This is a genomic window from Parabacteroides goldsteinii DSM 19448 = WAL 12034 (genome assembly GCF_000969835.1).
Lineage (GTDB): Bacteria > Bacteroidota > Bacteroidia > Bacteroidales > Tannerellaceae > Parabacteroides > Parabacteroides goldsteinii.
In genome coordinates this window covers 189,634-211,083 of record NZ_KQ033912.1, presented here as the reverse complement: position 1 = coordinate 211,083, position 21,450 = coordinate 189,634, and the positions used below count along the sequence as shown (strand labels likewise).

The 21,450-nt window shown below is 41.7% G+C and carries 16 protein-coding genes; 11 read left to right on the top strand and 5 right to left on the bottom strand.

What is annotated here, in order from left to right; all coding sequences use genetic code 11:
- Window positions 1-210 precede the first annotated feature (210 nt).
- The 5 genes from HMPREF1535_RS24990 to HMPREF1535_RS00905 all read left to right on the top strand — a co-directional run bounded on the left by HMPREF1535_RS24990 (window position 211) and on the right by HMPREF1535_RS00905 (window position 5,062).
- Window positions 211-2,271 carry a hypothetical protein gene (locus HMPREF1535_RS24990; RefSeq protein ID WP_052716624.1) on the top strand — a complete coding sequence of 687 codons (2,061 nt, stop codon included), beginning with the start codon at window positions 211-213 and terminating at the stop codon, window positions 2,269-2,271.
- A complete protein-coding gene (locus HMPREF1535_RS00920; protein WP_148499093.1) occupies window positions 2,271-3,611 on the top strand; it encodes a glycine-rich domain-containing protein in 1,341 nt (446 codons plus the stop codon). Before HMPREF1535_RS24990 ends, HMPREF1535_RS00920 begins: the two co-directional genes overlap by 1 nt.
- Before the next feature lie 101 nt (window positions 3,612-3,712).
- Entirely contained in the window at window positions 3,713-4,138 is a 426-nt protein-coding gene (locus HMPREF1535_RS00915; RefSeq protein WP_046145024.1) for a hypothetical protein, read from the top strand.
- On the top strand, window positions 4,122-4,598 hold the full coding sequence (locus HMPREF1535_RS00910; RefSeq protein ID WP_046145023.1) for an N-acetylmuramoyl-L-alanine amidase: 477 nt from the start codon (window positions 4,122-4,124) through the stop codon (window positions 4,596-4,598). The genes HMPREF1535_RS00915 and HMPREF1535_RS00910 overlap by 17 nt, the downstream gene beginning before the upstream one ends.
- Window positions 4,595-5,062 carry a hypothetical protein gene (locus HMPREF1535_RS00905; protein ID WP_046145022.1) on the top strand — a complete coding sequence of 156 codons (468 nt, stop codon included), beginning with the start codon at window positions 4,595-4,597 and terminating at the stop codon, window positions 5,060-5,062. The genes HMPREF1535_RS00910 and HMPREF1535_RS00905 overlap by 4 nt, the downstream gene beginning before the upstream one ends.
- 407 nt (window positions 5,063-5,469) lie before the next feature.
- On the opposite strand, the gene HMPREF1535_RS00895 is transcribed toward HMPREF1535_RS00905, so the two are convergent.
- The gene (locus HMPREF1535_RS00895) at window positions 5,470-6,483 is read right to left on the bottom strand and encodes a hypothetical protein (protein WP_046145020.1); all 1,014 of its coding nucleotides are present in this window, start codon (window positions 6,481-6,483) and stop codon (window positions 5,470-5,472) included.
- 300 nt (window positions 6,484-6,783) lie between these two features.
- Between HMPREF1535_RS00895 and HMPREF1535_RS25695 the strand changes: the two genes are divergently transcribed.
- Together HMPREF1535_RS25695 and HMPREF1535_RS00890 are read left to right on the top strand one after the other, a co-directional pair.
- Window positions 6,784-6,957, top strand: a complete 174-nt coding sequence (locus tag HMPREF1535_RS25695) for a hypothetical protein (RefSeq protein WP_154670863.1) — start codon at window positions 6,784-6,786, stop codon at window positions 6,955-6,957.
- A 96-nt stretch (window positions 6,958-7,053) separates the two neighbouring features.
- The gene (locus HMPREF1535_RS00890; RefSeq protein WP_046145019.1) at window positions 7,054-7,479 is read left to right on the top strand and encodes a DUF5053 domain-containing protein; all 426 of its coding nucleotides are present in this window, start codon (window positions 7,054-7,056) and stop codon (window positions 7,477-7,479) included.
- 302 nt (window positions 7,480-7,781) lie between these two features.
- On the opposite strand, the gene HMPREF1535_RS00880 is transcribed toward HMPREF1535_RS00890, so the two are convergent.
- The gene (locus tag HMPREF1535_RS00880; protein WP_046145017.1) at window positions 7,782-8,690 is read right to left on the bottom strand and encodes a helicase associated domain-containing protein; all 909 of its coding nucleotides are present in this window, start codon (window positions 8,688-8,690) and stop codon (window positions 7,782-7,784) included.
- A gap of 354 nt (window positions 8,691-9,044) precedes the next feature.
- On the opposite strand from HMPREF1535_RS00880, the gene HMPREF1535_RS00875 reads away from it, so the two are divergent.
- On the top strand, window positions 9,045-9,371 hold the full coding sequence (locus HMPREF1535_RS00875) for a D-Ala-D-Ala carboxypeptidase family metallohydrolase (RefSeq protein ID WP_010802422.1): 327 nt from the start codon (window positions 9,045-9,047) through the stop codon (window positions 9,369-9,371).
- Window positions 9,372-9,444: 73 nt separating this feature from the next.
- Here HMPREF1535_RS00875 and HMPREF1535_RS00870 read toward each other — a convergent pair whose 3' ends face one another.
- Window positions 9,445-10,938: an IMP dehydrogenase gene (locus HMPREF1535_RS00870; RefSeq protein ID WP_007658983.1), complete on the bottom strand. Its 1,494-nt coding sequence runs from the start codon at window positions 10,936-10,938 to the stop codon at window positions 9,445-9,447.
- Window positions 10,939-11,116: 178 nt separating this feature from the next.
- Here HMPREF1535_RS00870 and HMPREF1535_RS00865 point away from each other — a divergent pair, with 178 nt between their 5' ends.
- Window positions 11,117-11,824, top strand: a complete 708-nt coding sequence (locus tag HMPREF1535_RS00865; protein WP_010802423.1) for a pirin family protein — start codon at window positions 11,117-11,119, stop codon at window positions 11,822-11,824.
- 83 nt (window positions 11,825-11,907) lie between these two features.
- Here HMPREF1535_RS00865 and HMPREF1535_RS00860 read toward each other — a convergent pair whose 3' ends face one another.
- Window positions 11,908-13,194: a M64 family metallopeptidase gene (locus tag HMPREF1535_RS00860; RefSeq protein WP_046145016.1), complete on the bottom strand. Its 1,287-nt coding sequence runs from the start codon at window positions 13,192-13,194 to the stop codon at window positions 11,908-11,910.
- Window positions 13,195-13,570: 376 nt separating this feature from the next.
- On the opposite strand from HMPREF1535_RS00860, the gene HMPREF1535_RS00855 reads away from it, so the two are divergent.
- Window positions 13,571-15,424 carry a PAS domain-containing sensor histidine kinase gene (locus tag HMPREF1535_RS00855; RefSeq protein WP_046145015.1) on the top strand — a complete coding sequence of 618 codons (1,854 nt, stop codon included), beginning with the start codon at window positions 13,571-13,573 and terminating at the stop codon, window positions 15,422-15,424.
- Here HMPREF1535_RS00855 and HMPREF1535_RS00850 read toward each other — a convergent pair.
- Window positions 15,408-19,352 carry a hybrid sensor histidine kinase/response regulator transcription factor gene (locus HMPREF1535_RS00850; RefSeq protein WP_046145014.1) on the bottom strand — a complete coding sequence of 1,315 codons (3,945 nt, stop codon included), beginning with the start codon at window positions 19,350-19,352 and terminating at the stop codon, window positions 15,408-15,410. The two genes, HMPREF1535_RS00855 and HMPREF1535_RS00850, sit on opposite strands and share 17 nt — an antisense overlap.
- Before the next feature lie 178 nt (window positions 19,353-19,530).
- Between HMPREF1535_RS00850 and HMPREF1535_RS00845 the strand changes: the two genes are divergently transcribed.
- Window positions 19,531-21,342, top strand: a complete 1,812-nt coding sequence (locus HMPREF1535_RS00845; RefSeq protein ID WP_046146342.1) for a glycoside hydrolase family 2 protein — start codon at window positions 19,531-19,533, stop codon at window positions 21,340-21,342.
- Window positions 21,343-21,450: the final 108 nt, after the last annotated feature.

Genomic DNA, 21,450 nt, shown 5'->3' with positions numbered 1-21,450 from the left:
TACAGAATCATGAAGCCATTCATACGGTTCAAATGAAAGAAATGTTGTACATTTTTTTTATTTCTGGTATCTGGTGGAGTGGTTGGTTAAACTCTTTCGTTATGGTCGGAATGCTTACGAAAATATCTCATTTGAAAGAGAGGCTTATACATATCAGTATGACTACTCTCATTTAGAAAAGCGGAAAAAATATCATTGGATTAAACGACTATGACACAGGAAGAATTTGATAGTTTAGTTCAGCGGGTAACGAATGCGTTACAGGGAAGTTCAAAGATGGTAACCGATCTTAGGGTAGTAAAATCCCCGGTTGGTGTTAATCTTCTTCCGGGAGTACTCGGTGGAGAACTTGTAGCCTTGGAAGCTGCATCTTTAATGGGGACAGACGGTAAAACCCCATTATTTGAAGTTGGTTCTATTTCTTCCGGATTGGATGCAGATGCCTCTATTGAACTGTCAGGAACAGACCCATCCGGTAATCCTATTTATAAAATAGGTCTTGTACTGCCTAAAGGAGATGACGGTGCAATTCCTTTTTTGGAATTTGGAAGCATTTCAACAGGAGAACCAGATACGGATGCGTCAGCCACTTTTAAAGAAAATGGAACGACAGAAGATGGACGACCAAAGTATAAACTATTCCTTACTATACCACGAGGAAGTAAAGGGAATAAGGGCAATGACGGAAAAACTCCGGTAATGGAAGCCGGAAGTGCATCTAAAGGGCAGGAACCGTCTGTGTCTATAATTCGTAACGGTGATGATCCATCTGGTAATCCAAAGTATAAAATAGACTTGGTTCTACCACAAGGTGATGCTGGTAAAAATCCGGTTCTTGAACTTGGAGAAGTTATGACAGGTGAGCCAGGCTCAGAGGCTTCTGCCGTCTTTATTCCGGTCGGACAAACCCCAGAAGGTAATCCGAAATACTCTCTGAAACTGACCATTCCTAGAGGGGATACGGGATTGCCTGGTAAGGGTTCCGGGAATGTCTCTGTAAATGGCTCTGATTTAATCAGAGGAAAACAATATCTTTTTGTTCCTTCTTCCGGTGGAAGTACAGAAGGTTTTTTTGTTGAGTATATCCCTTTTAACGATGCAGAGTTGAGGGAAGAGATAGGACGAAATCTACAGTTGGCAAAAACATATACCAATGAGCAGATAGCCGGTATTGTTCAATTCGACATAAAAGTAGTCCTGGTACTGCCGGATACAGGAGTTAAAGGAACGATCTATTTAGTTCCAAAAACAGGATCAGGAAACGACGTTCACAATGAATATATCTGGAATGAAACTTCTGGCAAATTTGAATTGATTGGTTCTACTTCTGTCGATTTGTCTGATTACTATACTAAGAATGAAGCCAACGAACGTTATGTTTTGAAGGAAGCAGGGAAACGTTTAATGACGAATGCGGAAGGAGCAAAGCTGGAAGGTATAGAATCCGGTGCAAATAAGTTTGTCCTGCCAACAGGGGAGGGATATAACTTTATTCCGGCAGGTGGGGCAGTGGGACAGGTTTTAACAAACACTGCTCCAGGTGTAGCTGAATGGGGAAACTCAAATAGTGAATATATCGAAATAGGTGATGTTACTCAAATAAATAGAGTACGAACCACTAGTGAATTGGATTGGGGTTCATTTATAAACGGTAACACAATAGAGGATATGGAAAGGGCATATCAAGAAAATATACCTATATATTCCCGATCCGAAGGTCAGTATCATTCATACAAGAAAGGTTATTCCCGATGTACTTCCATCATGCAAAGATATGATGGGGAGGTGGTTCATTATTTGTTATCTTTTGTCATATCCGAAGGTGTTACAAATTCTGACAATATGTATCATTATTTGCTGGATTTGAGAGGTGTAACAGGCGATGGCTGGCGGGATGCTACTGTAAGGGCAGCATGTACATACGCCAAGACGGTCATTACTTCTGGTGAGAATATTCCTTTTACTGGCGGTTATGTGGTGTTTGATATGAGTATTAGCAAAAATTTGCTAATTGTTCCAGCAGGATTTTATCCACTTCATAACTCGGTTACTACTTTGCTAATTAGAAACACAAGTAGTTCAACCACTAAAATAACTTTTACCATCAAGTTAAATGCCAATGCTGGTTTAGAAGGTTCAAAACTGCTTATTGTATCAGAATTGCCAGAACTGGCAGGTAAAGAAGCGTGCGAACTTAGCATATTATGGGCGGACTGGAAATATACTGTTCGTGCGTCTGAACCTTTTATTTATAATGAATACGTAGAATAATGAACAGAAGAAGATCAATGCTTTTTGCTTCTGGAATGATAGAGGTCGCCCAGTTGGTGGTAATCAAATCATCAGGAATTTACATAGTACCTGCCAATACGGTAAAACTCGATGTCTTTCTGGTTGGTGCTGGTGGTGGAGGTGGTCTGCCAGTAGCATCCACATCTTATGGTTCCTATACAGCAGGATATGCTGGGGAAGGTGGTGCAGTTGTATATCAGGAAAACATGCCATTCATTAAAGGAGAAGAAATAAATGTTGTGATCGGACAAGGTGGGAGTGCTGCAACAACAGCCAATAATGCGGGAAACAAAGGAGGTGATACATCTTTTGGAACTCTCATTGCATTGGGTGGTAATGGTGGAACTGCCGGAACAAATTCATCGCCATCAATCGGGAGTGATGGAACAGCTTGTCCATTTGGAGATATAGAATCGGAAGCTGTTACGTCTTCTGATTTATTTGGTGCAAATGGTGGAGATGGAAGTACTACCACTACGGCTAATGTAGGAGGGAATACTGGCGCAGGAAAAGGGGCTAATCGTTCTACAGCTGCTGCTAATGCTGCTTTTTACGGTGCTGGTGGTGGAGGTGGCACTATTTATAGAACTTTTAGTAATACGATAAGAAATCCAGGATTAGGATATCAGGGTATTGTTATATTGAAAGTTACCCGTATGATAAAAGAAAGTGAAATACCCCTTGTTGAAAAATTTGAGATAATCACTGATATATCTCGGACCTCTTGGACTGTGCCTGACAATACAAAAAAAATAGACATCTTTATAGTAGGTGGCGGAGGTGGTGGTGACGGTTCAAACTCTGTAAACACTAATGGAGACTGGGTCAGTGGTGGCGGAGGTGGAGAAGTATTATATGTAGAAGATATTTCTTTCACAAAAAATCAAATATTTGAATTATCAGTTGGGGATTGGACTGCTTTATCGTATGGTGGTGAAAAAGGAAACCCAACAACATTTGGAGAATATACTGTAGCAGGAGGAGAAGCGGGAAAAGAAAGCAATGGTGGATATCCTTACACCAAAGATGGTACACTTTGTCCTTTTGGAGACTTATCTCATATAGACCCGGAATTGACTGCAATAACAAAATATGCGGCAACCGGTGGTTATGTAAGATATTCTAATGGTGAATTGCAGGGATATTCAGGTAATAAAACCGGCGGAGGTGGTGGCAGTATTAAGGGCAATGCCGGAAATGGTACATTCTATGGATCCGGTGGCGGTGGCATGGGAGTCTCTAGCGGCCAGTTTTCTCGTCCCGGAAGAGGGTATCAGGGTATAATAATAATCCGGTATTATGTAAGAGAGCTTGAATAACACCGAATTTATATGCAGATGAAAAATAAATAATCATGGCAACAACACGAAGAAAAGCACATTCGTAAATTGGTATTGTAGAAATATTAAATATAAAAATAATGGAGAACTACACAGATAAATTCCTTTTTGGGCTGATTGAGTTTTTTGCTTGGGCGAAATGGCTTTTCTTCCTGGCTTTAGTTTTGACGCTAGGTGATCTGAAGTTTGGTATTGAAGCATCTCGATACAGGAAAGACCCGATCAAACGATCGCGAGCTGTCCGGCGTACAATGGATAAGATTACAAGTTATATCATTTGGGTTGTAATGGCTTATTCGTTCGGCCAGGCTTTCGGGCAACCATTTGGGATCGACTTGCTACCGCTTATAATTCTACTCGTTATATACGGTGTTGAGTTAGAAAGTATATATGTCAACTACTTTGCTGCACGTGGAAAGCATGTAAAGGTGAAGTTCTTGAATTTCTTTGGAAAGAAAACAGATATAATAGAAATAGAAGGAGATAAAAATGAGACAGATAAATAAAATCATAATACATTGTACTGCATCACGTAAGGGACAACCCCTAACAGTTGCAGATATTGATCAAATGCACCAAACACGCGGATGGAACGGTATCGGCTATCATTACGTAGTTTATGCCGATGGATCAGTTCATAAAGGGCGACCAGTAGAAAAAGCCGGGGCGCACGTTTCAGGGCACAATGCGGACAGTATAGGTATTTGTTATGTCGGTGGACTAGATGGTTCCGGGAATCCCAAAGATACTCGTACAGAAGCGCAAAAGGCGGCCATCCGTGAATTGGTAAATGAATTGTGCCGGAAGTATCCAAACGTTGTAGAAGTAAAAGGTCACCGAGATTATTCGCCTGATCTGAATGGTAACGGTGTGATTGAACCTTTTGAATGGTTAAAGGCTTGTCCCTGCTTCGACGTACAGTGTGAATTTACATCGTTTCTCCCTAATGTAAATATAAAACCATGAAGGGGCTTGTATTACTCTGGTGTATGTTTCTTTTGTTTGGATGCGGAACAAAAAAGCAGAGTTACAGATCGGAAACGGTTAGTACGGCTGTCAGTAGTCAAAAGGATAGTACACATGTTACGGAATCTGTTCAACGAACAATTACGGAGCTATTGGAGTATAGCGGAACCGGTATCATAACTATAACAGAGTTATCCAAGCCGGACAGCATCGGGAATCAATATATTGTAAAGACTACCCAGATGGATATCCTTTCCGAACAAAAACGATCGGTGACAACAGAAGAGAATGGTGATAGGCAGGAAACAGATACATCTGTCAAAATGAAGGATGAAGGTATAAAAGATGTCGTTACAAATGATGTGTTGATTGATCGGGGGGCTGTTTTACCTAATTGGGTATTTGGGCTGATTGTTATTCTGTTCGGTTGCATGGGCTTGTGGATAGCTAAGAATTTTAAATAGTATTTTTTCTCATAGTAATAGTTTAGTTAGTAATTGTAGGCCGCTTTGCCTGAGATAGGTAGAGCGGTTTTAAATAAGTAAGGTTTTGAAAAAAATAGTGATATGAATAATTCCTTTGAACCACAAAAATTATGCTTTAGGATAAAAAAACATATATTTCATACTAATTTAGATAACTAAAACGTTATATATTTGCAGAGAGAAAAAAATGTTATGTTAGATACAATACGAAATATCATATCTTTTATAGCGACATTTCTGATAATCAGTAGTGTCTCTATATTATTTTTGAAGTATATTGTATCTTTGTTTGTTCATAAATATGATTATAAATATACAGGATATAAAATTATTTTGATTGGAGTAATTATAGCTTTAGCGTTAATGCCATTTTATTATTTCCCTTGTTAGTATTTTTCTCTAGAATTGTTTAATTCTTCGAGTAACTTGACTGCATATTCCATATTCTGTGGTGTACTCATATCTAATGAATCAAGTGAACTTTTAATGCTTTCCTTTAAATCTCTATCCACTTCTCTATCAAGATATTCATTGTACATGCCAATTAATCCATCAGTGGATAGGTCAAAATTGAAATTACCGGCGTTAATTTTCAATCCACCTCCATTGATTGATAAAATAGAAAGCCCAACTAGACCTAAAATTAAGAGATGTTTAGAACTTAAACGAACATTACCTGGAGATTCCAATTGTATCTTCATAACAAGATTTGCAGTTGTTTCAGGTATTCCATATTCAACACAAAAATTATCGACAATCTCAAAAATTTTGTATATGGCGAAAAAATTGCCAGCATTGATATCACCTTCTGTATTAATGCGGAGTACTAAATGAGTTTCATCATCTTTTACATAAAAATCATTTAATAAGCTGTCAATGTATTGAGCATAATCATCTACTCCCGAAATAATATGTCGTGAATTGAACATTAATTGTAATGAAGGATTTAATTTAAACTTGACAGTTGATTTTTTCCAATTGACTGTACGTCTTTTAGCAAAGGGACATAGGTCTGCTGAATGTAAATACTTATCTTCTGCCTCATATACATCACTTGTAATAATACCAAAACTAACGTAGTGAGAACTTCTACCAGGAACAACAACGAAATCTCCTATTTTCATGTCACGATAAAATTTGAGTATTTGCGATGCTGGATAACCTGCATTAGTTATATTTTCATTTCGGTCTTTCAGTTTCGTGGCAAGAACGTCTTTAGATAAATTATCACTTTCAGGAAGAGCCTTTAAATCTTCTGTGGTTATTTCATTATATCCTATAGCAATGAAACCATCCTCTACAAATTCTTTATAGAAATCTCCACCCATTGTTCTCATCATCCAATATTTGACTTCTGAATTGATCGATGGATCTAATATAATGTCTATTTGTTCCTCCATAGTAATAATAAAACTTATGTTTTGGAACCGGCATGTTCTTACTCCATAAGCTGAAAATATCTTTTAGCATAATTTGAATAGATGCCGCTATTCAAAACGGTTTACTTAACAATTGCAAAAGAACAAATAAAGATTTAATTTGACAAATATCAAAGTGTGTAATAAGTACTTTTCAATTCAATATTATTGGTGCTTTATTATAGTAAATAATTTTTTTTGTTAAATGTGTGAAATAATTCGTTGAATATTTGCGTAATAATCAAATGCTGATTATATTTGTGGTGTCTTGAAGAGACAGAGATGATTGATTTGATGGAAGGTTTCAAAGGCCGAGAGGAAATGCTTGATTATTTAAGATTCCTCTTCCGAAATGAAAAGGAACTCATTGAAGATGGGTGGTTTTCAGAATCGGAATTCTTTGAAGAAGTTTATTCAACAGTAGTTGTACTGGCGGAGGAACTAAACAAAGAATGAAAGTTTTAGGTGACCCCTTCGGGGGTTACCTTTAACATTCGTTAATATTCACATCTCTGTGCTCTTTGAGTTTTGTTGAACATTTATAATAAAGCTATGACCGAAGATTTGAGAAATAGAATAGATGGAATGATAAAAAGCATGCATCTATTACGTACGGAATCAGGTACGGTTGAATTTGACAAACTGTTTAACGAAGTAAGGGAGTTGGCTACAACTTCGGAAGAACGTAGGGAGGCTGGGCTATATCTTCGGGAACAGATGCGTATGCGTCGGAAGAGATCCGATATTGATATAAAAAAAATAGTCAGGGAAGCGCAAGATGTCGTTTCTTTATCGTATATTGCAAAACAATATTTTAATAAGGATAGAAGTTGGCTTTACCAGCGTATTAATGGAACGTTAGTAAATGGTAAGCCGGCTGCTTTTACAGAACAGGAACTGACGATTTTAGCCAATTCTTTAAAGAATATAGGTCTAAAACTTTCGGAAATATCAAAATCAATCAATCAAAGTCTTTAAGACGGAAGGGCTTCCACGGGTTGGAGGCCTTTTTTCTAAGGTATTTAGTCAGGTTCAAATACGCTTTTGATTACACATTTGTATTTAGTCTGCCGGGCTTTTCATTCGGGGACAGAATAGGGGAGATTTTGGTTTCAGTTTGGTGTTGAATCGTTCCGGTGATATAGTTGGCGAGTTTTGATTGAATGTTGATTTTTCGGAGATATTCATATAGAGAGAAATAGAGTTGAAGAAGTCGTATGTTCTGGTAGAACAACAAAAAAGGTTTGAAATTCAATTTCAAACCTTTTTTTATTTCTCCTTTATTCATTCTCTTTTCCCCATCTGAAGCCGATGCGATCCAGTAGTTGGATGCGTTCGCTGCTGAGTTTACCTCTTCTTTTCAGATAGCCCATTCGCATCCACCAGGAGTAAAGGGATTCTTCTTTTTCGTTCTCGGTCCCAGTCCTTGAGCGAGGGTATCGTTTTTCGTTTGTTATGAATTCGCTGAACTCATGGTACCTTTCGAGCCATATCTTTTCGAGCCGTTCCGGCGAACGCCCGTTACTTGACTGGCTGTCGGACCAGTCAAAACCCAGGTCGGTCAGCTTTTTGATCTGCCTGGGGGTTAGCGTGATGGTTGTATCGCTGCCGTTTTTGTAAGCTCTCATTTTGCTGCACCATTTAGCCAGTCGCGATTCCTCCTGGTCTCTGGTGTGGGCAGGCCAACGGCCGGTGTTGTTGTAGTAATCCCTGACCAGATTGAACGATTCCTTCCAGCTTCTCCTTTTGTTGTACGTATACCAGTTGAATCCTATGTCATCCAGCAATTTGATGCGTTCTTTATTCTGTTTGGTCTTAGGTGTGTTTTTTCGGGTGATTTTTTGGGTTGCACACCAATTGGACAATTTGATCTCTAACGGGTCTGAAGCACTGCTGGAAGGCCAGCGCTGTTCTTTTTCCAAAAAGATTTTCAGGTTATTATAATTATTCTGCCACTGTTCCGTCTTTTTCCGGATCTTGTCTGCGTCGATTCTGTCGATTAATCTAATCTGTTTTCCTATAAGTTTTTCCGGAGAATGATTTTTAAGGAATCTGCATCTGCTAATCCATTGGCCCAAACTTCGTTCTTTTGCCTCTTTCGCCGTAGGCACAGGCCATTTGTTATGTTTATCGTAAAAGACAATAATAGCACGCAAGATGCCGTTTCTTTTTTTCTTTCTTTTATTCATATACTTACTACTCTGGATCTTCTTTGTCTGTTATGTATGCTCAAAGATATTCAAATATTTGATTTTTAGTCATATCATTTTGACAGAATGTTATTTTATCCCTGTTTTCTATGCTTTTTTACAGGAATATTCACTTCTGTTTTCAAAATACCAGAATCTCGTGAAGATAAATGAATACAAAGCGCTTGTATTTTATCCGTTATGATGTTGTTTTGATTCGCATTATATTTTGTCAACCAGCATCAAAAAGGCTTTCTTTTAGTTCTTATTTTTAGTCTGATTTCTACTTTTCATCCTTTTAGGGAGATTGTTAAAAAAATCATCCGTATGATTTCATAAATCCATCCGCACAGTATGCACAAAACTTCTGCCCGTTGTGCCCTTTGTGAATTGGTAAAATGCCTTCTCCAGCCGCTCCGTATTGCTTACAACAAACCGATTGTAGTCACCAGCGGTTATCGTAGTCCGGAAGTAAATCGCCTGGCGGGTGGTGTCCGTTCCAGCCAGCATGTGAAAGGGGAGGCGGCAGATTGTTATGTCCCTGATATTTATTTCCTGTTGGATACTCTTAAAAAGAGCGGCCTGCCCTTCGACCAGGCTATTCTCTACCGAAAGAAGCATTTCCTGCATTTATCATACCGGGTGAATGGAAAGCAGAGACGTCAGGTATTATATAGATGAATAAAAATCCCCCAATCGCAAAAAAATATTTGTGAGTTTTGCAATTGGGGGATATTCACTATATCAGAAATGATTAATTCTGTTCTTTCAGGATCACATCGTGTGCACCACCTTCTACGATACTTGTTGAAGAGACCAGTGTGATCTTGGCATTTTTCTGTAAATCAGGAATTGTGATGGCTCCACAGCTACACATAGTAGCTTTGATTTTACCTAATGTCAGATTGAGGTTGTCTTTCATTTTTCCGGCATAAGGCACGTAGCTGTCTACTCCTTCTTCAAACTTCAGTGAAGCTGTGCCTCCCATATCGTAACGTTGCCAGTTCTGGGCGCGGTTTGAACCTTCACCCCAGTATTCTTTTACGAAATTATTGCCGATGCGCAGTTTCTTTGTAGGAGACTCGTCGAAACGGGCAAAATAACGTCCCATCATCAGGAAGTCGGCACCCATTGCCAGGGCAAGTACCATATGGTAGTCATGTACCAGGCCGCCGTCGCTACAGATAGGAACATAAATACCGGTCTGTTCTTTATATTCGTCACGCGCCTGGGCGACATCGATCAGGGCAGTAGCTTGTCCGCGTCCGATACCTTTCTGTTCACGGGTAATACAGATAGAACCGCCACCGATACCTACTTTGATGAAATCGGCTCCGGCTTTTACCAGATATAAGAAACCTTCTCTGTCTACCACGTTTCCGGCACCAACCTTAACTTTATCGCCATATTCTTTTTTGATCCATTGCAATGTTTCGCATTGCCATTCGGAGTAACCGTCGGAAGAGTCGATACATAATACATCTACACCGGCTTCAACCAATGCGGGAACACGCTCCATATAGTCGCGGGTATTGATACCGGCACCAACCAGCAACTTTTTATCTGCACCGGAAAGTTCGTTCGGGTTTTCGCGGTGGTTGTCATAATCCTTGCGGAATACGAAATAAGCCAGATTCTGGTCTTTGTCTATGATAGGAAGTGTATTCAGTTTATGATCCCAGATGATCTGGTTAGCTTCTTTCAACGAGATGCCGACTTCGCCGACGATCAGTTTGGAGAAAGGAGTCATAAACTCTTTTACTTTTGTGGAAAGATCGTCTTTTTCGGCACGATAGTCGCGGCTGGTAACTAATCCGAGCAGTTTACCGTTAGGAGTTCCGTCATCGGTAATACCGATTGTGGAATGTTCTGTCTGATTAACCAGGTCGATAACGTCGGCCAACGTGTTTTCGGGAGTCAGGTTAGAGTCGCTGGTGACAAAACCTGCTTTGAACTTTTTCACTCTTCTGACCATCTCTGCCTGGCTGGCGATTGGCTGTGAACCGAAAATGAATGAAAGACCACCGTTACGGGCCAGTTCGATAGCCAGCTCAGGACCGGATACCGATTGCATGATTGCCGAAACAAACGGGATATTTAATTCAATAGGAGACTTCTCGCCGACATTGTGTTTGACAAGTGATGTTTTCAGTGAAACGTTTGTGGGCACACATTGTTTGGTGGTCAAACCGGGAATAAGCAGGTATTCTCCGAAGGTTCTAGATACATCGTTTAAGTAAACTGCCATATGATTAATATTTACAGGATGAATTTTTGTGCAAAAGTACTGAATTCTGTTCAGATATGTTTTCATTTAGGTGCATTTTTCATACTAATTAAAGGACTATTGTCTGAGGAAGGGAGGTATCGGAACTTTTTCAGCGGATGGAATGTTATATATGTGAATTAAAGAGGAGGAATATTTTATGAAAATGGTAGTAGATAAGGCGAACTCTCGTGGATATGCAAATCATGGTTGGCTTAAAACATATCATACATTTAGTTTTGCAAATTATTACAATCCCAAAAGGGTACATTTCGGGATGTTGCGTGTGTTGAACGATGATACGGTTGCTCCGAGCGAAGGCTTTGACACACATCCGCATAAGAATATGGAAGTGATATCCATACCGCTGAATGGCTATCTGCGTCATGGCGACAGTATACAGAACAGTGAAACCATTACCCCGGGTGATATCCAGGTGATGAGTGCCGGTACAGGTATTTTCCACAGTGAATTCAATGACAGTGCCGAACAGCAGCTTGAATTTTTGCAGATATGGGTTTTCCCTCGTGAGGAAAATACGAAACCGAAGTATAATAATTATGATGTACGTTCTTTACTGAAGAAGAATGAGTTGTCGTTGATCCTTTCGCCTGACGGTGAAACACCGGCTGCGATCAACCAGGATGCCTGGTTCTCGATAGGTGAACTGGATGCGGGACAGATCAAGGAGTATAAACTTCATAAGAAGAGTACAGGCGTTTATCTTTTCGTTATCGAAGGAGAAGTGGAAGTGAATAACACAGTGCTTTCCAAACGGGATGGTGCCGGTTTTTATGAAACAGACAGTATTACGATAGAAGTGCTGAAAGATTCCCGGATCTTATTGATGGAAGTTCCGATGAATTGATAGTATCTGATCTTTTGGGTGAATATGAATCTGAAAGAGTCTGAAGGAGGTATGTCAGGAATGGCACACCTCCTTCTATTTTTTTAGTAGTCCCTGTCAGACAGGAAATCGATCATCCGCAGGATGGCCCGGCTACAGGCCGGACAGAAGGGGGCATAATCACGCATCATACAATGGTCCATCGGGCGATAGATACCTTTGGGTATGTAACCGCCTCCTTCAAATACACCGGGTTTGTCTTTATGCGCATCGTCCAGCGGGGTGGGTACCGGAGTTTGGGCAGGCAAAAGGTCTTTCCATTTGCTGTCGAAATCGACCAATGTGGTGATATTGGGCTCCCAGGGTTCGTATTTCAGATTGTAGAAATCCTGATAGGCGACTTCAGAAGAAAAATACTCGTCGGCCAGTCCGGCAAAGCTGTGTCCGAATTCGTGAACGAAAACATGCTGTGTCCGCTCATTATCGGCTGTCCCCATGGCGTAGAAGTTGTACATGCCGCCCCCTCCGTAGGTGTCGGTGTTGACCAACAGGAATATAGCATCGCAGGGAACATTCCAGACAGCGTCGCGGATGGATTTCATATCCGGTGTTGTCAGGTAACGGTCTACGCCGAACGTATAATATCCTGAATTTAAGGCGGTGTTCTTATAGATGCCTTTTCCGGAGATGTCTGTTCCGCGGTCTTCCGAAATCAGGTTAACGGCCCATACATTAAAATTTTCCCGTTGTGTTGTGTACGGAGGTGTCTGGAACAACGATTCCGTGAATTTTTTAGCATCGGCAACGAATTTATCCTGATCGTCAGCCGTATATCCTTCTGCAATAAAAACCAGGTCGACCTTCTCACTGGAGTCTCCCTTGTATTGGATTTGTGTGACTTTGTTGTCCTTGAGTTTTCCGCGATCGATAAAAATGCTGGCCGGGTCGATATCCATTTTCAACAGGGGATGGAATTGCATGTCCGCCTTGTCGCGGGCTGTGATCTCAACTGTTACGGTTGCTTTCGGATAGGGAACCGAGATGCTGTTTGTCCATGCTTGTGTTTCGGTCTTGGCTTGTTCTGTGCTGCGCCACTCTTCAAAAAGCGTATTGAATCCGCGCGAATAGATTAGTTCGTTATTTGATTTGTCGTATATGTTGACGTAGTAACCTCCGTAATTGAATTTGTCAATCAGGTTTTTGACCGGGCCTCCCCATACGGGTTCTTCCCGCAACTGTTGGATAGCGGCTGCCTGAAATTGGGAATTGCCACTTAAAGCAAAGTCGATCCGTAAACTTTTTTTGGTGAAGTGTTTGTCAAAGTCACTTTGCGCCAGGCAAGCAAGGCTGCAAAGGCATGTTATCAGAAGCAAGGAAATTTTTGTTTTCATCTTTTGGTGTTTTATTCGGTGTGATTTATACGCGCAAATGTAATATAAATAATTAATCCCAGGAAAAAATCTCGGGATTAACCCTCTCTTAGTTATGTCGGGACTTTCTTGTGCCATCTCTCTTGGCAAATCCCTTATCGCCTTTTTCCTTTTGACTAATTATATCCCTATATTTTATAACATTACCATGATCATGTAACAAAGTTCGTTTATTCGTTTTACCTTGCCAAACTTATCTGATGGATAATATTTATGAGCTGATAGACTTTGTTTATAACAGGAGGTATTTTGTTTTTAATAAATTATTTTGGTTTAATATAGTCTTTGATTTATAAAGTTTGCTTTTCTTTGTAAACTGATTCAAATCTAAATTGTGATGGGAAACTCATTAGTCGAACAGCAGCTGATAACAAATTTCTTTGTTTATTATCCTAAGGGAGGTGCCTTATATGATAGTGATGGTTTGTTGATTGCTTTAAATAAGGCAATGTGTGAAAAGTTTGCTATAACAGATTTATCAGACTTCCTTTTGAGTAATTTGTTTGAAACGACTTTTCTTTCAGATATGCAAAAGACTTATTTGCGGAATGGGAGTGTGGTCAGCGATAACCTGCCAGTCGGGTTTTCTATTATTCCCGGATTTAGTGAGGATGGAAAGATCATAGGTTACACCTTATTGCTGACCGATCCGAGTCCCAAAGAATGGGATGTTACGATGTATGACCAGAAGATGCGGGAGTTGACCGATATTTCAGAGAAGGTCGCAGAAGCTGTTCCCGACACCATCCTGTTGGTAAATGACAAACTCATTGTAGAGCGGATCATCGCCTATGCTGCCGAAACCTGCATTACCCCCGAAGCTGCCAATCGACGGATTGACGATTTACCCGGTTTTATCTATCCGGATGAAACAAAGAGGAATATGGCGAAAGTTGTACAGAAATGTCTGGATACATCGGAAGTTATTAATCTGGATATGTCGATACCCGGTCATAATGCTCCTATTGTCTATTTTAAGATACGGATGGTACCGTTGCATCATAAATATGTGGTGATTTATATCCGTAACGTCTCCGAAGAAGTGGAACGGGAAAAGGAGAACAAAACATTGAGCGGTAAATTGTCAGAGAGCCGGACCATGATGGAACTGGCTTTGAAGAATAGCCATATCACGACTTATTCATTTAACTTTCACCGTTTCCAGACTTGCGACAAGGAACATTGTAACCATTGTTTCCAGTTTTACGGAGCCAACAATTACCTGTTGGAAAGGAACAAATACATCTGCCGGGCCTTGTCTAATCTGCGTCACCCGGATGACAGGGAAGACTTTTTCTTGTTATTCAATGAGATAAGGAATAAAAAGCTGCCTGAGTTTGCCGTTAATTTCCGTTTGAAAAACGATGAGGGCGAATATCGGAGCTATGAGGTAATAGGGAAGGCTCTGGAGTATAATGATGACGGTCAGGTTAATCTTATTGTGGGATGTATGGTCGATAATCAGAAATATATAGAATATGAGCAAACTCTGATAGATGCAAAGGAGAAGGCAGAGAATGCCGATCAGCTGAAATCTGCCTTTCTGGCAAATATGACACATGAAATCCGTACCCCGCTGAATGCTATAGTCGGCTTTTCGGACCTGTTATCTATAGAGACGGACCCGGACCTGAGAGAAACGTACATAAGCCTTATAAAATCGAACAATGAGTTGTTGCTGCGACTGATAAACGATGTGCTGGATATTTCAAAGATAGAATCAGGCATGGTGTTTTTCGCTTATACGGACGTGTATCTGCCTTCTGCTATGCGGGATATGTACAATATCATGCAACTCAGGATGCCGGAAAATGTGGAATTGATTCTGGATCCGTGTCCTGATATTATGATCCGGACGGATAATAATAGAATGGTACAGATTCTTAGTAATTTACTGACGAATGCTATAAAGCATACTTCTTGTGGCTCTATCCGTTTTGGGTATACCTTGAAAGGGGATCATGTTCATTTTTATGTATCAGATACCGGCAAAGGTATTCCGGAGAAGGAGCTGGATCATATTTTCGGTCGTTTCGTACAACTGAAAGGGGCTTATAACGGTATAGGATTGGGATTGGCTATCAGTAAAGGACTGGTGAATAAGATGGGGGGCGAAATTTCCGTTTCATCCAAAGTCGGGGAAGGATCTACTTTCCGTTTCACATTGCCTTTGGCTAACATTCTTTCATAAACTCCGTCGGTGTTTTTCCGTACTGCTTCTGGAAGCAGGTGGAGAAATAGGCCGGAGAGGAGAAACCTGTCCGGAATGCAATTTCGTTGATTCGGTTTTCCCCGTTTTTCATTAGCAGGACTGCTTGTTTCAGCCGTGCGATCTTAATGAATTCGACCGGAGATAAACCTGACAGACCTTTTACTTTCCTGTACAGGCTGGAGGTACTCATGCCCATTTCTGTTGCCAGCATTTCAACGTTCAGCGCATCGTTGGTGATATGTTCTTCCAGGTATGCGTTGAGTTTCCGGAGGAAAAGATCATCGACTGTAGAAACGGCCAGGCTGGTTGCCGGTGTGGAAGGTGTTTCCTTGTATGTTCTGGTCAGTACTTCCCGGCTTTTCAGCAGGTTTGCGACCTGGGCAACAAGCAACTCTATCGAAAACGGCTTTTCCATATAAGCATCGGCTCCGTTGTTCAGTCCTTTTAACCGGGATTGCAGATTATGCTGGGCTGTCAGCAGGATGAAAGGAATATGGCTGTAGTTGACATCATTCTTTACTACGTTGCATAGTTCGAAACCATCCATAACAGGCATCATGACATCGCTGAGGATCAGGCTTACCGGATGGTCTTTCAGGATACAGATTGCCTCTTTTCCGTTGGCGGCTTCCCGGATGCGGTATGTTTCTGCCAGTTCTCTGGCGATAAATCGCCGCATATCTTCCTGGTCTTCTACGATCAGGATCATAGGCTTATCATCATTCTGATCGTCGTTGCTTTCCGTAATGGCGTCTTCCGTATTCTTTCCGGTTGTCAGCAGGTAGCAGTCTTCCTGTTCTTTGGGCAGAGTCAGGATAAACCGGTTCATTCCTTCCGGAGTCTGTGTGTAGTTCAGGGAACCTTTATGAAATTCGGCTAACGAACGTGCCAGGGAGAGGCCGATACCGCTTCCCAGCTGGTGTTCTGTCTCTTTCAGGCGGTAGAAAGGAGTGAAGACGTTTTCTATTTCGCTGTCAGGGATCAGCATGCCGTCGTTGGTAACGGATATGATAAATTCCTTCCTGTCTTCCTGTCTCTGTAATTGCAGAGAGATATATTTGTCCGAGTATTTTATAGCGTTGGTCAGCAAGTTGTTTATGATCTTGGAAAAAGCCTCCCGGTCGATGAAGGCATAGAATGATTCATCGGGAATATCACAGGTGAATGTCTTATTCTCCTGTTCTATGACTGGCAGGAACGGTTGCAGAATAGTATGGAGCCAGAGCGTTATGTCCGTGTGTACATAATTCAGTCTGAATCCCCGGCTTTCCGTTTTCCGGAAATCGAGCAACAGGTTACTCAGGTTCAATAACTGCTGTGTGTTTTTCTCTATGATTTGCAGGTTCTCCCTGGTAGACGGATTACCGTCTTTCGATTTGATGATCTTTTCCAAAGGGGCCTTGATAAGGGTAAGCGGGGTGCGTATCTCATGGGTGATAAAGGTAAAGAACTGTATTTTTGCATCGTATAGTTCTTTCTCTTTTTTGCTTTCAAACAAGTCCTGGTTTATACGGTGTTTTTCCTCCAGTTTGGCCTTTTTATAATTGTAGAAGAGGACTATGCAAATACAAATAATCACGATATAGACAAAAAATGCCCATCCGGTAGCCCAGAAGGGAGGCGTGATAATGATTTGTAACGATTGTTCGTTGTCCTGCCACAAGCCGCTGCTGTTGGTCGATTTCACTTTGAATGTGTATTCACCCGGGGAAAGATTGGCAAAAGTTACATTTTTATTCTGGTCCATATAGTTCCAGTCTTTATCTACCCCTTCCAGCTTGTACGCATACCGGATGGCATCCGGAGAGGTATAGCTGAGAGCTACATACGACAGAGTAAATGTGGAGGCATTATAGGGCAACTTTAACACTTTCGTGTCTTCGATGGAGGAAGTAGGAAGGTTATATTTGTTTTCTTCATTGTCCGGGAGATTGATCCCGGTGATATACATGGGAGGCATAAATGTGTCTTCTTTGAATTGGGACGGGTTGAATGACAGCATTCCGTTGATGGTTCCCATATAGATTGTCCCGTCGGGTGCCTGATAGGAAGAGCTGTAGTTGAATTGTGTTTCATGCAGCCCGTCGGTATACGTATAAGTCCGCATTGCATAGGTCTCCGGATTGAATCTGACCAGGCCGTTTGCCGTAGATAACCAGAAATTATGTGAATCGTCTTCAACTATCCGGTAAACGATATTGCTGGGCAGTCCGTTGTCAGTGGTGATCCGGTTAAAAGACTGTGTCTCTTCGTTGAAAAGGGAGAGGCCGCTTACTGTGGTAACCCAAATCCGGCCTTTTGAATCTTCGAATACGGAGGTCGTATTGTTATTGCCGATGCTTTCGGATTTATTACTGCCGGACCGGTATTGCTCTACTTTGTTTTCTTTGCGGAGGTAATGGTAAATACCGTTGGAGGTTGCCACCCATATATTGCCCCGGCTGTCCTGGTATATCTGTCTGATAAGAGCGTAAATATTATTCCAGGGACTGAAACTTTCCGTTTGTTTATTGTAAATCATTAAGCCGTTGGATGTACCCACCAGCAACTCATTTTCGCGTGTCTTATAGAAGCAGAGGATAAAATTACTGTTGAGGTTTGTTTGGCTGTTTTCCCGTGAATAATGTTTGATGATCTTGCCGGAGGGGATGTCCAGCACATCGATCCCTTTGTTGAATGTCCCGACCCATAGCTGGTTTTCGACAGCCAGTAACCCGTGAATGTTGGTAGCCGATAGCGGATGGCTGGGATTATTGTATGAATAATTGGTGATCTCTCCGGTCCGGGGATTGTAGCTGTTGACCCCGTTATCCTCTGTTCCCAGCCATAGGTTGCCGTAGCGGTCGGGCGTGATTTCGCGGATTGCGTTTCCGAGTAGCTGGGGATGTGTTTTGCCTCCGATAAAATAGCTGAATCGGGTATACTCCTTTGGCAGGTAACTGATCCCTCCGAAAAAAGAGCCGGCCCATATACCTCCCTCACGGTCTTTGGTGAGTGAATAAACGGCGTTGTCGGCAATGGCGTATTCGTTTGTCAGAGATTTTCGTAGATTCGTAATTGTTTGGTCCTGTGTGTTATAAATGTAGATGCCTGATTCCGAAGCAATCCAGTAGATGGTAGTATTGTATGGAATGATGGCACGGACCTGTATTTCCGGGATTATTGTCACGACACGCTGGTCCTGATATTTGTAAAGCAGAAGCCCGGCCTGGTTGGTGCCGCCCAGAATGCCCAGGTCGGGAATCTGGCATACCGCTTGCAGGGCGATCTGGTTACTGATCTGCGTTTCATTCAGAAATGGAATCTTCTGAAAGTTATCTGTCTCAGCCTTGTAGGTATATAGAGATTGCCTGTCAGAAAAAAGAGGTTTCCCGTCATTTGTCAGGGTAATAATAGCCGGATGGAAAAATTCTTCTGCCGGATAAGTTCGTGAACTGCTGTCTGCCGGATTATAGCAGACAATCCGGTTATAGTCGATAAACCAGAGATTCCGGTCTTTGTCTTCCGTACCGGCAAAAAATGATTCGGACTCATTTTGTCCGGACGATAACCGGAACGGATGGAATGTATCCGTCCTGTAATCGTAGTAACAAGTTCCTCTGGCTGTAAAAATCCATATCTTTTCGTCGGAACTTTCAAAAAGGTTGACGATACAATCGTTGGGCAGGCTGTTCGGGTTGTATGAATTGTGCCTGTATATTTTAAATGTATGTCCGTCGAAACGGTTCAATCCGTCTTCGGTACCAAACCACATGAATCCCCGCTGGTCCTGTAGGGAGCAATAAACCGTGTTATGAGATAATCCCTGCTTATTGTTGTAATGTCTGAAATGCGGATCGTTGGCATATCCGGGCAGGCAGAGCAACAATATAAATAAACAGGCGGCTAGCAGCGGTATTTTCTTCATATCGATTGATAATAGTGTTTCTCGAAGGCAAAGCTAATAAATAAATAAGAAAAATAAGCCAATTATGGTTGTTCTGAATGATATTTGAAAGCATATGCCCGAAAATTGAAAGCCTTTATGCTTGAGAAAGAGTTTCTTTGCTCAAAAATAACGAATGGTAACTTTAATATCCGAGAACATGAAGAAAGCAGTATTGGTATGTTGTGCTTTGGCACTTACTGTATGTGCGCAGGCTCAGTGGAAGCCGGCAGGTGATAAGATCAAAACAAAATGGGCGGAACAGATCAACCCCCAAAACGTATTACCCGAATATCCCCGTCCGCAACTGGAACGTACGGACTGGGTAAATCTGAACGGTGAATGGGAATATGCCATTAAACCGAAAGGGGAGGTGGAACCGAACTCGTTTGACGGGAATATCCTGGTTCCCTTTGCGGTGGAATCTTCCTTGTCCGGTGTTCAGAAAGAAGTAGGAGAAAATAATGAATTGTGGTATAAGCGTTCATTCGCTGTTCCTGCGAACTGGAAGAATAAAGATGTGGTACTTAATTTCGGTGCCGTAGACTGGAAAGCAGATGTGTTTGTCAATGACATTCTGATAGGCTCTCATCAGGGTGGGTTTACTCCTTTTTCATTTAATATCACTCCTTATCTGACTGGAAAAAGTAATCAGAAACTAGTTGTACGTGTGTGGGATCCGAGCGATAGAGGCTATCAGCCACGCGGGAAACAGACCTCTAATCCGGAAGGCATCTGGTATACCCCTGTTACCGGAATCTGGCAGACTGTGTGGTTGGAGCCGGTAGCCACCAACCATATTACTTCGGTAAAGTCGATCCCGAATATTGATAACGGGACGATGAATGTAACGGTAGGTACTTCGCAGCCTTGCAATACGGCTGTTGTCGAAGTCAAGTTGCTGGATAAAGGGCAGGTTGTTGCTTCGGCAAAAGGCGTTCAGGGAAAAGAACTTCGCCTGGCTGTGCAGAACCCGACTCTTTGGGATACTTCCAATCCGTATCTGTATGATATGAAAGTATCGTTGACGAAAGATGGAAAAGTAGTGGATGACGTGAAATCATATACGGCTTTCCGTAAAATATCATCCAAAAGGGATGCGAACGGGATTATGCGTATGCAGTTGAATAATAAAAATCTCTTCCAGTATGGTCCGCTGGATCAGGGCTGGTGGCCGGACGGATTATATACGGCTCCGACGGATGAGGCTTTGCTGTATGATATCGTTAAAACAAAAGACTGGGGTTTCAATATGATCCGTAAGCATGTGAAAGTGGAACCGGCCCGTTGGTACTATCATTGCGATAAGGAGGGTATCCTGGTTTGGCAGGATATGCCGAGCGGTGATATGGGTAATCAGTGGGCACCTCATACTTATAATGGCGGAACGGATAAAGAACGTTCTTCCGCATCGATTGCAAACTACTATCAGGAATGGAAAGAAATTATGGACTTATGTGTATCCCATCCGTCCGTTGTTGTATGGGTTCCTTTCAATGAGGCATGGGGACAGTTTGATACCGAAAAAGTGGCTGAATGGACAAAGAACTATGATCCTTCCCGCCTGGTAAATCCGGCCAGCGGAGGAAACCACCGGGCTTGCGGCGACATTCTCGACCTGCATAATTATCCGGGACCGAGCATGTTCCTGTTTGACCCGCAACGGATAACTGTGCTGGGTGAGTACGGCGGAATCGGTCTGCCATTGGAAAACCATTTGTGGTGGAATAAACGCAACTGGGGATATGTCCAGTTCAAGAACAGCGACGAAGTAACAGCCGAATATGTAAAATATGCCAACGAACTGAAAGAGATGGTTGACCGTGGTTTCTCCGCAGCCGTTTACACCCAAACGACAGATGTGGAAGGCGAAGTGAACGGCCTGATGACATACGACCGTAAAGAAATCAAGATAAACGAAGCCGCCGTGAAGAAAGCCAACCAGGCGGTGATTAACCAATTGTCAAAGTAGATTTATTCTATACCAAGTAAGAAAATTTACATTGTTGAAATAGTTGTCCCTATACCTTTTTTGTAGGTATAGGGACTTCTTGTGTAAATCAATTAAAATAAGTACATT